At 60.4% G+C, this 15,888-nt stretch carries 13 protein-coding genes, 1 tRNA gene and 2 rRNA genes (1 of these 16 only partly in view); 4 read left to right on the top strand and 12 right to left on the bottom strand.

The window, feature by feature from the left end:
• The 9 genes from ACXAGF_RS03290 to ACXAGF_RS03250 form a co-directional block, all read right to left on the bottom strand.
• Entirely contained in the window at positions 1-831 is an 831-nt protein-coding gene (locus ACXAGF_RS03290) for an HAD family hydrolase (RefSeq protein ID WP_475014469.1), read from the bottom strand.
• Positions 828-2,294, bottom strand: coding sequence for an aldehyde dehydrogenase family protein (locus tag ACXAGF_RS03285; RefSeq protein WP_475014468.1), 1,467 nt, complete (start codon positions 2,292-2,294; stop codon positions 828-830). The genes ACXAGF_RS03290 and ACXAGF_RS03285 overlap by 4 nt, the downstream gene beginning before the upstream one ends.
• A 10-nt stretch (positions 2,295-2,304) precedes the next feature.
• Positions 2,305-3,777 (bottom strand): sugar ABC transporter ATP-binding protein, encoded by a 1,473-nt coding sequence (locus ACXAGF_RS03280; protein WP_475019200.1) that lies wholly within the window; start codon positions 3,775-3,777, stop codon positions 2,305-2,307.
• Between the two features lie 71 nt (positions 3,778-3,848).
• On the bottom strand, positions 3,849-4,661 hold the full coding sequence (locus ACXAGF_RS03275) for a 3-ketoacyl-ACP reductase (protein WP_475014467.1): 813 nt from the start codon (positions 4,659-4,661) through the stop codon (positions 3,849-3,851).
• Complete coding sequence (locus ACXAGF_RS03270; RefSeq protein ID WP_475014465.1) at positions 4,661-5,872, bottom strand: CaiB/BaiF CoA transferase family protein; 1,212 nt, start codon at positions 5,870-5,872, stop codon at positions 4,661-4,663. Before ACXAGF_RS03270 ends, ACXAGF_RS03275 begins: the two co-directional genes overlap by 1 nt.
• Positions 5,873-6,001: 129 nt before the next feature.
• On the bottom strand, positions 6,002-6,727 hold the full coding sequence (locus ACXAGF_RS03265) for an amino acid ABC transporter ATP-binding protein (protein ID WP_475014464.1): 726 nt from the start codon (positions 6,725-6,727) through the stop codon (positions 6,002-6,004).
• On the bottom strand, positions 6,708-7,364 hold the full coding sequence (locus tag ACXAGF_RS03260) for an amino acid ABC transporter permease (protein ID WP_475014463.1): 657 nt from the start codon (positions 7,362-7,364) through the stop codon (positions 6,708-6,710). Before ACXAGF_RS03260 ends, ACXAGF_RS03265 begins: the two co-directional genes overlap by 20 nt.
• Positions 7,361-8,080 carry an amino acid ABC transporter permease gene (locus tag ACXAGF_RS03255; RefSeq protein ID WP_475014461.1) on the bottom strand — a complete coding sequence of 240 codons (720 nt, stop codon included), beginning with the start codon at positions 8,078-8,080 and terminating at the stop codon, positions 7,361-7,363. The genes ACXAGF_RS03260 and ACXAGF_RS03255 overlap by 4 nt, the downstream gene beginning before the upstream one ends.
• A 60-nt stretch (positions 8,081-8,140) precedes the next feature.
• Positions 8,141-8,992 (bottom strand): transporter substrate-binding domain-containing protein, encoded by an 852-nt coding sequence (locus ACXAGF_RS03250; RefSeq protein ID WP_475014460.1) that lies wholly within the window; start codon positions 8,990-8,992, stop codon positions 8,141-8,143.
• Positions 8,993-9,334: 342 nt separating this feature from the next.
• Between ACXAGF_RS03250 and ACXAGF_RS03245 the strand changes: the two genes are divergently transcribed.
• The 4 genes from ACXAGF_RS03245 (at position 9,335) to ACXAGF_RS03230 (ending at position 13,623) form a co-directional block, all read left to right on the top strand.
• Positions 9,335-10,363 carry a LacI family DNA-binding transcriptional regulator gene (locus ACXAGF_RS03245; RefSeq protein WP_475014459.1) on the top strand — a complete coding sequence of 343 codons (1,029 nt, stop codon included), beginning with the start codon at positions 9,335-9,337 and terminating at the stop codon, positions 10,361-10,363.
• Positions 10,364-10,471: 108 nt separating this feature from the next.
• The gene (locus ACXAGF_RS03240; RefSeq protein ID WP_475014458.1) at positions 10,472-11,728 is read left to right on the top strand and encodes a glycerate kinase type-2 family protein; all 1,257 of its coding nucleotides are present in this window, start codon (positions 10,472-10,474) and stop codon (positions 11,726-11,728) included.
• Positions 11,729-11,749: 21 nt separating this feature from the next.
• Entirely contained in the window at positions 11,750-12,145 is a 396-nt protein-coding gene (locus tag ACXAGF_RS03235) for an acyl-CoA thioesterase (RefSeq protein WP_475014457.1), read from the top strand.
• 288 nt (positions 12,146-12,433) lie between these two features.
• Positions 12,434-13,623 (top strand): IS3 family transposase gene (locus ACXAGF_RS03230; RefSeq protein WP_475014455.1). Its coding sequence is split into 2 segments (ribosomal slippage): positions 12,434-12,683 and positions 12,683-13,623, totalling 1,191 coding nucleotides; the frame shifts between segments, so codons are not numbered across the junction.
• A gap of 359 nt (positions 13,624-13,982) precedes the next feature.
• Here ACXAGF_RS03230 and ACXAGF_RS03225 read toward each other — a convergent pair.
• The 3 genes from ACXAGF_RS03225 to ACXAGF_RS03215 form a co-directional block, all read right to left on the bottom strand.
• Positions 13,983-14,059, bottom strand: a tRNA-Met gene (locus ACXAGF_RS03225).
• 103 nt (positions 14,060-14,162) lie between these two features.
• A 5S ribosomal RNA gene (rrf, locus tag ACXAGF_RS03220) occupies positions 14,163-14,277 on the bottom strand.
• A gap of 94 nt (positions 14,278-14,371) precedes the next feature.
• Positions 14,372-15,888 (bottom strand): 23S ribosomal RNA (locus ACXAGF_RS03215) (it continues 1,282 nt past the right edge of the window).

Raw genomic sequence — 15,888 nt, 5'->3', positions numbered from 1 at the left:
CTAGTTCTGGTTCGGCGGCTCGTGGAGCCGGTTGGTGAGCCAATCGACGGCGGCAGCCATTCCGCCGTCGTCACAGGACGGGCCGACAAAGGCCGCGAAGCTCTTGATTTCGTCGATCGCGTTGCCGACGGTCAGGGCGACGTTTGCCCAGCGCAGCATGCCGACGTCGTTTTCCGCGTCTCCGGCGGCCGCACAGCGTTCCTGGGTGACGCCCAGATGGGCGGACAGCATCTGGATGGCGGTGCGTTTCGAAACACCCGGCGGATTGATCTCCAGAAGCCTCCAATGCGAGCGCACGAGAGAGAGTGTCTCGGAAAATCTTTCCTGCATCGTCTCGAATGGGCGGGCATCGTTCGCGTCAGTACGCACGCACATGATCTTGCCGGGCTGTCCCGGAAGATCTTCGAACGCATGGACGATAGCCAGCGTCTCGCCGGTGATCGCGACCTCGCGCTGCACCACTGGATTGATTTCGAGGGCATAGACCCGGTCGATGCCGTACCAGAGGGCGTCGAGCCCAAGATCTCTGGCAGCCTGCATCGCAGACAGGGCATCCTCACGCTCGATTGTCGTCGTTGCGATCGTCGCCCCCGTTTGAAGGCTCCCGATCCAGCCGCCATTGAAGCAGGCGACGAGATCAGTAAGCCCGAGGCGCTTCGCATAGGGGCGCAGCGCTTCGGGGGATCGTGCCGATGCCAGCACGACCCGCACGCCCCGCTCTCCGGCCCGTGCGATGGCGTCCACGACCGGCTCGGGAAGAGCATAGTCGTGCGTCAGCAACGTACGGTCGACGTCCGAGACCAGAAGCGCGATGGGGGCGGCGGCGTTCATCGTGCGAAGACCGGCTGGCGCGGACCCGTGTGAATGAACAGTGTCTTCAACTGCGTGAATTCCTCGAAGCCGGCCTGGCCCATCTCGTAGCCGAAGCCCGAGCCCTTGACGCCGGTGAGCGGCAGTTGCGGGGCGCCGTCGATGATGGTGTTTGCCTGCACCCAGCCACTCTTCAGGCGCTTGGTGACGGTCAGAACCGTGTCGATGTTCTTCGACCAGACATAGTTCGACAGGCCGTACATGCTGGAGTTCGCGAGCTCGATGACCTCATCGACGGTGTCGAAGCGTGTGACACTGAGAACCGGCCCGAAGATCTCTTCCTTGAAGATCGTCATCGACGGTGCGACATGATCGAAGATCGTTGCCTCGACGAAATGCCCACTGCCCGGCTTCGCGGCACTGCCGCCAGTCAGGAGGGTTGCGCCTTCGTCAACGCCCGAGCGCACGAATTCCAGGACTTTGTTGAAGTGCTTCTCATCGATCATCGCGCCGATATCGGTATCTTCGTCGAAGGGATTGCCGACCTTGAGCTGCGCCGAGCGCTCGGCGACGCGCTTGACGAACTCGTCGGCGATGGCGGCCTCCACGAACAGGCGCGAACCAGAGACGCAGCATTCGCCATTGTTGAAGAAGACGCCCATCAGCGCCCCGTCGACGGCCGCGTCGAGATCGGCGTCAGCGAAGACTATATTGGCCGACTTGCCACCGAGTTCCATCGAAGTCTTCACGACATTGCGCGCCGATGCCTCGATGACGGTCTGACCGACCTGGGTCGAGCCGGTGAAGGAGATGAAATCGATGCCGGGATGCTCGGTGAGGTGCTGACCGACGACGGAGCCCTTGCCCGTCACGACGTTGAATACACCCGCCGGAACGCCTGCCTCCGTGGCGAGTGCGGCAAGTTCAAGCGCGCTGCCGGAGGTGAATTCCGACGGCTTCACGACGACAGCGCAGCCCGCGGCGAGCGCGAAAGGCACCTTCTGGCTGAGGATCAAGGCGGGGAAATTCCACGGCGTGATCAGGCCGACAACGCCGACCGGCTCGCGCATGATCATCGCAGTCTTGCTGGCGCCGAGATTGGTGTAGGTCGTGCCGGCCATTTGGAGCGCCAGCGAAGCAGCATAGCGGATGAGGCCGACCACACCGGAAATATCGCCACGGGCGAAGCGGATCGGCTTGCCGACCTCCTCAACCTCGATGCGGACGAGACGGTCAAAGTTGGCGCGAACGAGATCGGCATACTTGTTGAGAATCTCGGCGCGGTCCATGCCGCTCATCGACGGCCAGGGCCCCTTATCGAAGGCAGCACGCGCCGCCGCGACCGCGCGGTCCATGTCCGCGATCTGGCCGGAAGCGAAACGGGCAACGACCTCACCGGAGGCGGGTGCCTTGCGTTCGACGTGCGCATCGGCGGAGGCATCGAAACGGCCATCGATGAAGTGGGTGTACTGACGGGCTGACATGTCTTGCTCCTTAATTCCAGACCGCGTGGGCCATGAGGGATTCCTCGGTTGCGCCTTTCCCGTCGACAATTGCCGCGACGCTCCCCTGCCGCATGACCATGATCCGGTCACACAAGCCCAGAACCTCGGGAAGTTCAGACGACACCATCACAATGCTGGCGCCGAGCGTGGAGGTGAGCTGCACCAGGAGATCGTAGATTTCGCGCTTGGCGGCGACATCGACGCCGCGCGTCGGCTCGTCGACCAGCAGAATGGTGGTCCCGGCGTTGAGCTGCCGGGCAATACCGCATTTCTGCTGGTTGCCGCCGGAAAGCGTGCGCACACGGGTCGCACCCGAAGGCGTCTTGATGCGCATCTGCTCGATATAGCCAGCGACCTTTCGGCGCTCGCGGCTTGAACGGAGGAAGCCGCCGCCGCTGACCGATTTCAATGCGGAGATCGTGACGTTGAAGGCGACGGACTGGTCGAGGAACAAGCCTTCAGTCTTGCGATCCTCGGGCAACAAGCCGATGCCCTTGGAGAGCGCCGCACCCGGGCTTCTCAAGGCAAGCCTTTCGCCGTCGACGGTGATCTCGCCGCTATCAAGCGCGTCCGCGCCGGCGATGGCGCGAAGGACTTCCGTCCGCCCCGAGCCTGCAAGACCGCAGATGCCGAAAATCTCGCCGCGGCGAACCTCGAAATTGATGTCCTGCAGAACCCCCTTGCGGTTCACATTTGCGACGGACAGGCGAACGTCTGCCTTCGGCTCCGGCCGCTGCGGGAAGATGTCGCTCATCTCGCGGCCGACCATCTGGCGGATGAGGTCGTCCGTCGTGATGCCCGCGAGCGGCGCGGTCGAGATCACCTGGCCGTCCCGGAGAACCGTAACGTCCTGGCAGATCTCGTAGAGTTCCTTCAGGCGGTGCGAGATGTAGACGAAGGAAACACCCTGCTCCGTGCTGAGCTTGCGGATGAGGGCGAAGAGATTGTGCAACTCACTGTCGCCGAGCACGGCCGAGGGCTCGTCGAGCACAACGATGCGGGCGTTGCGGGAGATTGCCTTGGCGATTTCCACCATCTGGCGCTGGGCGACGCTGAGGCGGTCAATCCTTGCTGCCGGATCGACTTTGAAATTGAGGCTGTCGAGGATTTTGCGCGCGTCGGCGCGCGCTTGGCGCCAGTCCACAGTTCCAAGGCTGCTTTTCGGGAGGCGACCGAGGAAAATATTCTCGGCTACTGTCAGGTGCGGCGCCTGCGCAAGTTCCTGGTAGATAACCGCGACGCCGAGCTGAAGCATTTTCTCCGGCGTCGGATTGTCGATTTCGACGCCGTCGATAACGACGGAGCCTTCGCTCGCGGTATAGGCGCCGGACAGGATGCGCATCAGCGTCGACTTGCCCGCGCCGTTTTCGCCAACGAGAGCATGGACGCTGCCCCGCGCCACAGCGAAACTCACATTCTTGAGCGCGTAAACGCCAGGGAAACGCTTATGTATCCCCCTCATTTCCAGAACAGGCGCCGTCATCGCATTGCCTCCCAATACGCGTGAAATCGTTTTCTCGACAGGTCCAAAAATTACAGCCTCGGAACCTGCAGTCCTCCACCTATGCTGTAGATGTCGCCGGTGCTGAACGGCATGCCGCCGGTCACGAGTGTGGTAATGGCGCGGGCCACGTCTTCGGGCTCACCCCAGCGTCGGATGGGCGAGAGCGAGCCGGCCTCGACGCCGGGATTGTATCGGTCGAAGACCTCCGCCGTCATATCGGTGCGGATCAGGCCGGGGCGGATCTCGAAGACATTGATATCGTGCTCGGCGAGCCGTAGCGCGAACTGCTGCGAAGCCATCGAGAGCCCCGCCTTGGAGATGCAATACGGCCCCTTTTCCGGCGAAACGAGACCAGCATTCGACGAGGTGATGAAGACGATCGAGCGGTCGTCAGCATGCTCGCGCGCAACCATCGTTTTCGCGACGGCTTGCGTGAGGAAAAACGTGCCGCGGAGGTTGATATCGATCAGCCGATCGAAGCTCTCCTCGGAAACATCGAGAAGATCGCCACGCTCGGCGACTTGCACGCCGGCATTGTTGACGAGGCACGTCACCGGGCCAAGCCGATCCTCCACCGCCGAGAGGAACGCCGAATAGTCGGCCGTATTGGAGATGTCGAGCCTGAAGAAGAACGCTTTTCGCCCCTTCTCCGTCACTTGGCGCACGGTTTCGTCACCATTGCCGTCCGCGGCGATATCGACCACGGCAACATCAAAGCCCGACTTCGCAAGCGCGACGCAAATCGCCCGGCCGATGCCGCGACGGGCGCCGGTAACGATGGCGACGCCTCGCCTCCGGCCTTCGACCGCCAGCACATCCTGTTCACGGGAAGTCGTGTCCATCACGCGGCTCCCTTCTGCGATTGCTCATCGGGCGCGGTCACCGCCTTGGAGGAAAAAAGCTGCTCGATCTCGGCTGAACCGAAGCCATGCTCGGTAAGGATTTCGCGGGTGTGCTCGCCGATTTCGAGAGCGAGGACGCGAAGATCTGGAACCTTGCCGTCGTATCGGTTCGGGTGGTTGACCAAATGAATCTTGCGGCCGCGAACATCCACTTCGCGGAACACTTCCGAGTGCACAAGCTGCGGATCGTTGAGCAGCTCGTCGTAATATTTGACCGGCGCCCACCAGACATTGTGGCCGTCGAAGCGTTCTTCCAGCTCGGCAATCGTGTACTTCGCGGTCGCCTCGGCAAGAGCTTTGGCGAAGGCGTCCCGGTCCTCGTAACGATCCAGTCCAATCATTTTACGAAGTTCGGCACTTTCGACGGCCTCGGCCAGATCCGGCGTCTCGCACAGCGACACGACGACATGACCATCGGCGGCCGGATAAACGCCATAGGGCGCCTGATGGAACCAGGTCGCAAGGCTCTTGGGCCGATCGAGGGCGTTCCGCTCGATCGCGCCGGCGAACCAGTTCACGAGAGGTTCGTTCTGCAGGTCGATGCCCGAATTCAGCAGGCTGCCTTCGACCCGCGTCCCCTTGCCTTCCCGCAACTTGCGAACCAAGGCGCCGAGGACGCCCATGGCGAGCAGCGCGCCGCCGTGCTGATCGACCACCGCAGCACCCACCGGCGTCGGGCCGGATGCAACATTGCCGGTGACGCTGATCAGACCGGAGCGGGCCTGGACCAGAAGATCCTGACCCGGCTTACCGAGCATCGGGCCGCTGGAGCCGAAGCCGCTCGCGGAAGCGAAAATCAACGTCGGGTTCAGGCGCTTGAGTTCCTCGTCGTCGAAGCCGAGACGGGCGAAGACACCGGGCCGAAAGTTCTCCAGGACGACATCGGCCTCCTGGATCAGCCTGCGGGCAACTTCCTTGCCAGCAGGGTTCTTGAGATCGATGGCGATCGAGCGCTTGTTGCGGTTCGCGCAGAGATAAAAGCCGCTGACGCCTTCGATATAGACATTAGCACCGGACCAGGCGCGCTCGTAGGCGCCCCCGAGAGGTTCGACCTTGATGACTTCGGCGCCCATGTCGGCGAGATATTGGTCAGCAGCAGGTCCCTGAAGAAAGTGGCAGAAGCTGACGACTTTGATTCCATTGAGCAGCAAGTTTCCCTCCCATGCGTCTGTGAAAACGATTTCTCATATTTTCACAGGCGAGTCAATCTACGGTATGCTGGCAGCTAAGAGAAATGGCCTCAGAGAGCGCCGGCGGCCGATAAATCGTTCTCTCGGTTGCTATGCAGCGCCGAGAAACTGGCGGAACTCACTCGTCCGCGGGGAAGAGAAAATCTCTGCGGACGGCCCCTCCTCGTGAATGAGCCCCTGATGCATGAAAATAGTAGTCGTCGCGACCTTGCGCGCGAACTCCATCTCGTGGGTCACGAGGATCATCGTCATGCCGTCGGCGGCAAGCTTCTCCATGACAAGGAGCACCTCCCCGGTCAGCTCGGGATCAAGCGCCGAGGTCACCTCATCGAACAGCATCACCTTCGGGCTCATGGCGAGCGATCTCGCGATGGCGACACGCTGCTGCTGTCCACCCGACAGTTCGTCCGGATAGGAGCCCGCCTTTTCGCGCAGACCAACCTTCGACAGCATTTCGAGAGCGGTCTCTTGCGCCTGCGCTCGTGTGATGCCCTTGGTGAGGCGCGGCGCCAGCGTGACGTTTTCCAGAACCGAGAGATGAGGAAAGAGATTGAAGCTTTGGAAAACGATGCCGACGTCCTTGCGCAGGTCACGCAGGGCCCCGGCGCTGTAGACCATTGAATGACCAGCTATCTCGATCTTCCCGTCATTGACCATTTCGAGGCCGTTCAGGCACCGAAGCAGCGTACTCTTGCCGGATCCGCTCTTCCCGAGCAGAGCGACCACCTGGCCCTTTTCAACATTGAGCGACACGCCCTTCAGGACCTCGAGAGCCCCGAAGCTCTTCCTGAGGTTTTCAACTCGCACGATAGGCATTGAACTTCACCTCGAAGCGTTTGCTCGCGAGCGAAAGCGGGTAGCAGATCACGAAATAGATCAGGCCGACCGCGATGAACACGCGAAAGGGTTGGAACGTGGCGTTGTTGACGAGCTGGGCCGCACGCGCCAGTTCGACGACCCCGACGATCGAGACAATCGAGGTGTTTTTGACGAGCTGGACCAGGAAACCGACGGTGGGCGGCAGGGCGATGCGCACGGACTGCGGCAGGATAATATAGCGATACTGCTGGGCCCGGGTCATGGCGAGGGATGTCGACGCCTCCCATTGCTGGGGCGGCACGGACTGGATCGCGCCGCGCCAGATATCCGCAAGATAGCCGCTCGCATAGATCGCCAGCGAAATGGAGGCGGCCACCATCGGGCTGAGATCGTAGCCCGCCTTCGACAGCCCGTAATAGGACAGGAACAGCAGGATCAGAGCAGGAATGCCCTGAACGACGGCAATGTAGCCTGTCGCCAGAACGCGCAGCCACCGGTGGATCGACACGCGCGCGAGCGCGATGAAGAGCGCGAAGACGCCGCCGAGGACGGTCGCGGAAACGGTGAGCAGGATCGTCCAGCGCGCCGCCGCGAGCAAAATGCAGATTTCCTGGATGCCGAAATCGCGGATCATTGCTTTGCCTCCCCGGCGATCAACGCCGCGGTCCCGAAGGACCGAGCCCTCGCCGCCTTCCTGCCGAATGCATAGCGGCCAAGGGCGAAGAGGCCGGATTTCAGGACGATGGCGAGCGCCAGATAGAGCGCACCAGCGACCATATAGGCCTCGAAGCTTCGGAACGTCGCCGACTGGATGGTGTTGGCGGCCCCGCTCAGTTCCTCGACAGAGATGAACGAGCACACGCTCGACGTCAGCATCATAAGAACGAACTGGCTGACGAGCGATGGCCAGACCTTCTGTACGGCAGGCTTCAGGATGATTTGGCGGAAGATTTGCAGCCGGGTCAGAGCCAAGGCATGCCCGGCCTCGATCTGAGACCGGTGAATGGAGTCGATGCCGGCCCGGAAGATTTCCGTGGCGTAGGCTCCGAGATTGATCGTCATCGCGATCAGGCCAGCCTCAATGGCGCTGACCTTGAAGCCATAGGCCGGCAGGCCGAAGAAGATGATGTAGAGCTGGATCAGGAACGGCGTGTTGCGGATCAGCTCGACATAGACGGTCATTGGCCAGCGCAGCGACGGTGGCGCCAGATGGCGAAGCAGCGCCACCAGAAGGCCAAGCCCACTCCCGCAGATGATTGCGGCAGCCGAAAGCTCGACGGTCAGCAGGACGCCCTTCAGCAGAGCAGGCATATTCGCCACGACGGGCGCAAACTGGAGATCGAAAAGCACTGTAGGTCTCCTCAAGACGGGCGGGCGAGCGACGGCACTTCGCGCCGCTCGCCGCGGTTGTCAGAAGACGGGCATGGTCGCCGGCAGCTTTTTGCCGGTCCATTTGACCGAGATATCGTCGAGTTCACCGCTCTGCTTGATGAACGAGAGCGTGGTGTTCAGCCACTGGCGAAGCTCGTAGGCATCCTTGCGCACGGCGATCGACATGTACTGATTGAAGAGCGTGAACTTCGGTTCGAACGGAATGTCCGGCCGAGCCTTCTTCAATTCGCCGAACACGGTCTCGGGAATGGCAACCGCATCAACCTGCTGGGACATAAGGGCCTGCATCGTCGTCGAGTCATCTTCGAAGCGGGTGACGGTCGCGCCTTCCGGCGCCATCTTGTCGAGCGCAGCCTCCTGCGGCGTGCCACGCGATACGCCGATCTTCTTGCCTGCGAGATCCTCGAGTTTCGCGAAGGTGGCGTCATTTGCGCCCAGGATGACGAGCTGGAACGTGCTGTAGGGCATCGTGAACATCACGGTCTGGGCACGCGCCGGCGTCGGAGAAAGTGTCGCGACCACGATGTCGACCTTGTTGGATTCCAGCGCGGGAATGCGGGCAGCCGTGGTGAACGGCACGATCTCCGCCTCGACGCCGAGATACTTGGCGATCAGGCTGGCTGCGTCGACGTCATAACCGACGGTAGCGCCGCTACCGTCAATCATGCTGAACGGCGGAGCGCCGGCGTTCACGCCGATCCGCACTTTTCCGCTGGAAATGATGTCGTTGATCGATTGGGCATGTGCGCCCGCGGCCGCTGCACAGGCAATGACAGACGCAGCGATGAGCTTGGCAAATTTCCTCATAGGCCTCCTCCATGTATCGACGATGCCGCATGACTGACGCCGCAACTGTGCCGCGCCGGACAAGTCATGAGCGAGATGTGAACGCCCTCCTAAGTGAATTCCCCAAGCGTTCGTGAAATCGTTTTCTCAGTGATTGGCGATGATGTCAAGACTGTTTTTCCTCCCCATCCGCCCGTCAACAAAGTCACACTGCGCACGGTTCCGAGGCGTTTTCATCAAAGTAGTGAGCCTGTATCGCCTGAAATATGCGCCATCTATCGAACTCTCCAGCGATTTCGATAAATCGATTTCTTGGGAGAGGCATCAAAAGGTGCTATTGTGGGCGTCAGCGCAAACTTGACGGTTGAACCTCCGAACTAAAGCTGCAATAAATCGATTTCACAGTTGCGGAACGAGGAGACGCACTTGCAAACCGACCAGCAAAGCCTCGACGCCAAATTGATCGATGTGGCCAAGCGGGCAGGATGTTCGCCCGCCACGGTGTCGCGGGTGTTGAACAACAATCCTTCCGTCGGCGTGGCCGCGCGCGAGCGGGTCCTGAAAGCGGCGGCAGACCTCGGCTATGTTCCGAACGGCTCGGCCCGGGCTCTGCGGTCGACCAGATCGCGCCTCGTCGGCGCAGTCATCCCGACGCTCGATCACGCGATCTACGCCACCATGGTCAACAGTCTTCAAGCCCGGCTGGCGGAGAAGGATGTGTCGATCATCATCAGCACCTCCTTCTACGATATCGACATGGAATGGGAGCAGGTCCGCCTTCTGGTCGAACGCGGCATCGAGTCGATCATTCTGGTCGGGTCCATCCATCGCCCCGAAACGATAGCACTGCTGGAACAGCGAAAGATCGCCTATGTCTACACCTACACGTCCTCATCGACCGACATAGGCGCGGCCGTCGGCTTCGACAACGAGAAGGCGGGCCGCATGGCCGCGCGCTATCTTCTCGATCTTGGACACACGAAAATCGCCATGATTGCCGGCATCACCGAAAACAACGACCGTGCCACCACACGGCGCGATGGCTTCGTGGCTGAGTTGGAAAAGCAGGGCATCCCGAAAGGAAACATCGCGGTGCTGGAGTCGGCCTACAAGATCGAAGCTGGCCGCAACGCCATGAAGAGGCTCATGGAGCGCCAAGATCGGCCAAGCGCGGTCTTTTGCGGCAGCGATATCATCGCCGCCGGCGTTATCAAGTATTGTCATGAGAACCAGATTGTCGTTCCGAACGACATATCGGTGCTGGGCTTCGACAACCTCGAAATTGCCGAACTGACGACGCCGGACCTGACGACGGTAGAAGTCCCCGCCCGCGAGATGGGCACGCTGGCCGGCGACTATCTTCTCGCCACGAATGCCCAGCGTCAGCATATGCGCCAGCGCGAACTGCCGCTCAGGCTGGTCGTACGAGCCAGCACGGCCCCAATGGCGAGATAGGGCGCTCGATCCGGCGCTCGGGCGCCGGTTACGCCTGGTGAAATGCAAACCCGTTCCTGCGAATCCGCGCTGTGGCTTCGCACCAACACCCTCTCCTCAAGGTGAGAAATGCAAGATCACAGAGCACTTCTCGTGTCCCTCTTCGATGCCGCCGTGGAGGCGGCCGATCCGGAACACTGCCTGCGCCCCTTTCTGCCGGAGGTGCCAAAAGGCCGAACGGTCGTTGTCGGTGCGGGGAAGGGTGCGGCACAATTGGCCCGTGCCCTTGAACGGCTTTGGCCGGGCAAGCTCGAAGGGGCGGTCGTGACGCGCTACGGCTATGGTGCACCCTGCGAACACATTGAGGTGTTGGAAGCGTCCCATCCCGTCCCCGACGCCGCCGGCTTGCTGGCGTCGCAACGACTTCTCGACTTCGTCCAGGGCCTGACGGCAGACGACCTGGTGATTGCCCTTGTATGTGGCGGCGGATCAGCGCTCCTCCCAGCCCCGGCCGATGGTCTCGATCTTGCCGACGAGATCGCGCTCAACGAGGCATTGCTGCGATCGGGAGCGCCGATTTCGGCAATGAACGCGATCCGAAAGCAGTTCTCACGGATCAAGGGCGGCAGGCTGGCGGCGGCGGCATATCCTGCGAAAGTCGTGACGCTCGTCGTTTCCGACATTCCCGGAGATGATCCCGCCTTGGTATCCTCCGGCCCGACAATTCCGAGCACGACGACCGCGCGCGATGCGATCGCCATGATCGAACGATATGGGATCGACCTCCCCGAAAAGCTTCTTCAGCACCTCCGTTCGGCAGATCCCGCACCTCAGGCGGATGATCCCGTCTTCGAAGGGCATTCTGTGCATATCGTCGCCTCGGCCAAGGTATCGTTGGAAGCGGCCGCCGACGTCGCCACGAAAATGGGCATTCGGGCAGCGATATTGTCGGATTCCCTTGAAGGGGAAGCCCGCGAAGCCGGCGCCTTTCACGCGGCGATAGCACGAGAGATAGCGCACAATGGCAGGCCGTTCGAGCGCCCCATCGTCCTTCTGTCCGGCGGCGAGACGACCGTCACCGTCAGAGGGAAAGGCAAGGGCGGCCGCAACACGGAGTTTCTGCTGTCGCTCGCCCTGAACATCCCGGGCACCCAGGGGATTCATGCGTTGGCGGCAGATACGGACGGCATCGATGGCAGCGAGGACAATGCCGGCGCTTTCGTCTCTAGTTCCACTGTTGATCGTATGATCGCGACCGGCGTCTGGGCGGAGGATTACCTTTCCAAAAATGACGCATGGTCAGCCTTCGCAGCCATCGGTGATCTCTTCGTCTGCGGGCCGACCGGCACGAACGTCAATGACTTCCGCGCAATCCTCATCACCTGATGATCCCGATCGGATAGCCCTATGTTCCGCAAGCAAGAACTCATTCGATTCCAGCACTGCGATCCGGCGGGGATCGTCTTCTATCCACGCTATGTGGAAATGATCAATGCGACCGTCGAAGACTGGTTCGCCGAAGCCGTCGGCTTTGATTTCGCAAAAATCCATGTCGAGATGAACAGTGCGATCCCTGTTGTGTCGCTACAGATCGATTTCCGGGGACCGAGCCGCCTCGGGGAACGGCTGCAACTCGACTTGCAAGTCGAGCGGCTTGGAACGTCGAGCATTCATCTTTCCATAACCGCTTCCGTTGATGAGGATGTGAAGTTCAACGCCCGCATTGGCCTCGTCCACATCAGCAAGGAAGATTACCGGCCGCGGCCTTGGCCCGAAGCTATCGTGTTGCAGACGAGCAGATGACTTCCAACGCCTGAGTCTTCACGTCTCGGCTGCAGCCAGCGCCAGCGCCAGCGCATTGGAACCTTCGTCGATCGGATCCACCACCTAATTCTGTAAATCGTCTCTCGTCAGGATGTACAACACGGCCTCTTCATCCATTGCCTGGGCCTCGAACAGTGCCTTTGCGAGGACATGGAAGGTGGGCCTTCGCTTCCTGAGAACTGCCCTCGCCCGGTCAAGGGCGGCTGACCTTGCCCCGCTGACCTAATCCATTTTGAAGTAAGCTCTGGCCATTGAGAGGACCAGGGAATGAAGCGCAACCGTTTCACAGACGAACAGATCGTCGGCATTCTGAAGGAGCATGAGGCGGGCATGCCGGTCTCGGAGCTTTGCCGCAAGCACGGCGTCAGCGATGCCAGCATCTATAAGTGGAAGACCAAGTTCGGCGGCATGGACGTGTCGGAAGCCAAGCGGCTGAAGACGCTGGAGGACGAGAATACGAAGCTGAAGCGGCTCCTGGCGGACGCGATGCTCGACAATGCTGCTTTGAAAGACCTTCTGGGAAAGAAGTGGTGACGCCCGCAGCCAAGCGGAGAGCTGTCGCGCATCTGATGAACCAACATCGGATGAGCGAACGGCGGGCGTGTAAAGCCATCGGCTTTTGCCGGATGACGATCCGTTACGAAACCAGGCGCAGCGACGATCATGACCTTCGCGAGCGGATGAAGGCGCTGGCGCATGAACGCCGCCGCTTCGGCTATCGACGCATTCATGTGCTGCTCAGACGCGAGGGCCACCTTGTGAACCACAAGAGGCTCTTCCGGCTCTATCGGGAGGAGAAGCTGACGGTACGCAGACGTGGCGGTCGAAAGCGAGCGATCGGTACACGAGCGCCGATGCTGATCCCGATGGCCGCCAATGATCGTTGGTCGCTCGACTTCGTGTCAGATCAACTCACCGATGGACGCAGGTTCCGGGTTCTGACGGTCGTCGACGATTGCACGAGGGAATGCCTCGCTCTCGTCGCCGATACGTCGCTTTCCGGCCTGCGGGTTGCCCGTGAGCTTGACCGGATTGTCGAGGCGCGTGGCAAACCGAAGATGATCGTCAGCGACAATGGCAGCGAGTTCACCAGCAACGCGATCCTGCAATGGACGGACCGGGCCAAGGTGGATTGGCACTACATCGCGCCGGGCAAGCCGATCCAGAACGCTTTCATCGAAAGCTTCAATGGGCGGCTGCGAGACGAGTTCTTGAATGAAACCCTCTTCTCGTCCCTGCCCCATGCCCGATCAGCGCTTTCAAACTGGCGCTGCGACTACAACGATCACCGACCGCACTCTGGCCTCGGCTGGCTGACACCTGCCGAGTACGCTCGGACCATCAACCCGCGACGTGATGCGGTGCTGCGCGGCCGAAATGGCTCCGCACCGCAACCCGCCGCTACCGCCCCAAGTGTTGCAACCCAAAACCGCTGGAGCGAACTCAAAACTGGATAAAACTTGGGGGCAAGGTCACGGCTTCCAGCCTGGCATGAACACAAGCCGCCAGGTCGGGTTCGCGGTCGATAGAGCAGCGGATGTTCGGTGCCGAAGCCAAGGGTTTGCTCTATGTCAAAGGCAAGCCGCGTGGCCCGCGCCAGATCGCTGTTGTCACGGCCGGATCGGCTCGATCCTGGCCGCGATGGCAGTGGCGACGATCCTGGAGAAGCAGTTCGAGGCACTGAAGCTGCACGATTGTCTGGAGAAGCTGCGCGCTGGCGAACTAGAGACGGAGCAGAAACAAAAAAAGCTCCTCGACGCTTACGCGGAGGAGCTTTCAGAGAAGCGACTTGAATGGGCAAGTATTCAAGTCTCGTTGGTTGCGGGGGCAGGATTTGAACCTGCGGCCTTCAGGTTATGAGCCTGACGAGCTACCGGGCTGCTCCACCCCGCGTTATTGTTGTTCCGGACCGGCTATGGTTGGCGCGTGCGCCTGTTCCAGGTGTCGGGCTTTGGGCCCTTGCGTGTCGAGAAGATTGTTGATTTGCCTTTAGCAGACCTGGCAGCGACCTACTCTCCCGCGTCTTAAGACGAAGTACCATTGGCGCTGGGGCGTTTCACGGCCGTGTTCGGAATGGGAACGGGTGCAGCCACCCCGCCAGAACCACCAGGTCGGCTAAGGGCAAATTGATTGAGAAGCTGGTGAGGTTTTCACCTCGTTTGTCTTGAACACGTCGCCATCCGGGGATGGGCATTGTCAATGAGAACGATCAAGCCGATCGAGCGATTAGTACCGGTAAGCTTCACACATTGCTGCGCTTCCACACCCGGCCTATCAACGTGGTCGTCTTCCACGGCTCTGATAGGGAATACTCGTTTTCAGGTGGGTTTCCCGCTTAGATGCCTTCAGCGGTTATCCCTTCCATATATAGCTACCCTGCTATGCCCTTGGCAGGACAACAGGTCCACCAGAGATATGTCCATCCCGGTCCTCTCGTACTAGGGACAGATCCTGTCAATATTCCTACACCCACGGCAGATAGGGACCGAACTGTCTCACGACGTTCTGAACCCAGCTCACGTACCGCTTTAATTGGCGAACAGCCAAACCCTTGGGACCTGCTCCAGCCCCAGGATGCGATGAGCCGACATCGAGGTGCCAAACAACCCCGTCGATATGGACTCTTGGGGGTCATCAGCCTGTTATCCCCGGCGTACCTTTTATCCGTTGAGCGATGGCCCTTCCACGCGGGACCACCGGATCACTATGACCGACTTTCGTCTCTGCTCGACTTGTCAGTCTCGCAGTCAGGCGGGCTTATGCCATTGCACTCGACGAGCGATTTCCGACCGCTCTGAGCCCACCATCGCGCGCCTCCGTTACTCTTTCGGAGGCGACCGCCCCAGTCAAACTACCCACCATACACTGTCCCGGACCCGGATGACGGGCCGCGGTTAGACATCCATGACGATAAGGGTGGTATTTCAAGGATGGCTCCACAGAAACTGGCGTCCCTGCTTCAAAGCCTACCACCTATCCTACACATGCCGACACGAATGCCAGTGTAAAGCTATAGTAAAGGTGCACGGGGTCTTTCCGTCTGACCGCAGGAACCCCGCATCTTCACGGGGAATTCAATTTCACTGAGTCTGCGTTGGAGACAGCGGGGAAGTCGTTACGCCATTCGTGCAGGTCGGAACTTACCCGACAAGGAATTTCGCTACCTTAGGACCGTTATAGTTACGGCCGCCGTTTACTGGGGCTTCGATTCAAAGCTTGCACCTCTCCTCTTAACCTTCCAGCACCGGGCAGGCGTCAGACCCTATACGTCGTCTTGCGACTTCGCAGAGCCCTGTGTTTTTGATAAACAGTCGCTACCCCCTGGTCTGTGCCACCCCTCTCCACTTGCGTAAAAAGGGGTCACGCTTCTTCCGAAGTTACGCGTGCAATTTGCCGAGTTCCTTCAACGCAGTTCTCTCAAGCGCCTTGGTATACTCTACCTGACCACCTGTGTCGGTTTCGGGTACGGTCTATAATGGTGGAGCTATTTCCTGGAACCGCTCCGCCGCCCAGCCAATCCAATAAGGCTGAACGACTTGTGCAATCCGTCACTACCACCAGGCCCACGAATATTAACGTGGTTCCCATCGACTACGCGTGTCCGCCTCGTCTTAGGGGCCGGCTAACCCTGCTCAGATTAACTTTAAGCAGGAACCCTTGGTCTTTCGGCGAGCGGGTCTCTCACCCGCTTTATCGTTACTCATGTCAACATTCGCACTTCC

Source organism: Mycoplana sp. ABR4_002 (assembly GCF_056159645.1).
This window is presented reverse-complemented; position numbering and strand designations above follow the sequence as displayed.

Excerpts from the sequence above, each read along its gene's own strand:
- ACXAGF_RS03290 (WP_475014469.1), bottom strand. The coding sequence starts at position 831 with ATGAACGCCGCCGCCCCCATCGCGCTTCTGGTCTCGGACGTCGACCGT.
- ACXAGF_RS03240 (WP_475014458.1), top strand. The coding sequence starts at position 10,472 with ATGCAAGATCACAGAGCACTTCTCGTGTCCCTCTTCGATGCCGCCGTG.
- ACXAGF_RS03260 (WP_475014463.1), bottom strand. The coding sequence starts at position 7,364 with ATGATCCGCGATTTCGGCATCCAGGAAATCTGCATTTTGCTCGCGGCG.
- ACXAGF_RS03275 (WP_475014467.1), bottom strand. The coding sequence starts at position 4,661 with ATGGACACGACTTCCCGTGAACAGGATGTGCTGGCGGTCGAAGGCCGG.
- ACXAGF_RS03235 (WP_475014457.1), top strand. The coding sequence starts at position 11,750 with ATGTTCCGCAAGCAAGAACTCATTCGATTCCAGCACTGCGATCCGGCG.
- ACXAGF_RS03285 (WP_475014468.1), bottom strand. The coding sequence starts at position 2,294 with ATGTCAGCCCGTCAGTACACCCACTTCATCGATGGCCGTTTCGATGCC.
- ACXAGF_RS03280 (WP_475019200.1), bottom strand. The coding sequence starts at position 3,777 with ATGAGGGGGATACATAAGCGTTTCCCTGGCGTTTACGCGCTCAAGAAT.
- ACXAGF_RS03265 (WP_475014464.1), bottom strand. The coding sequence starts at position 6,727 with ATGCCTATCGTGCGAGTTGAAAACCTCAGGAAGAGCTTCGGGGCTCTC.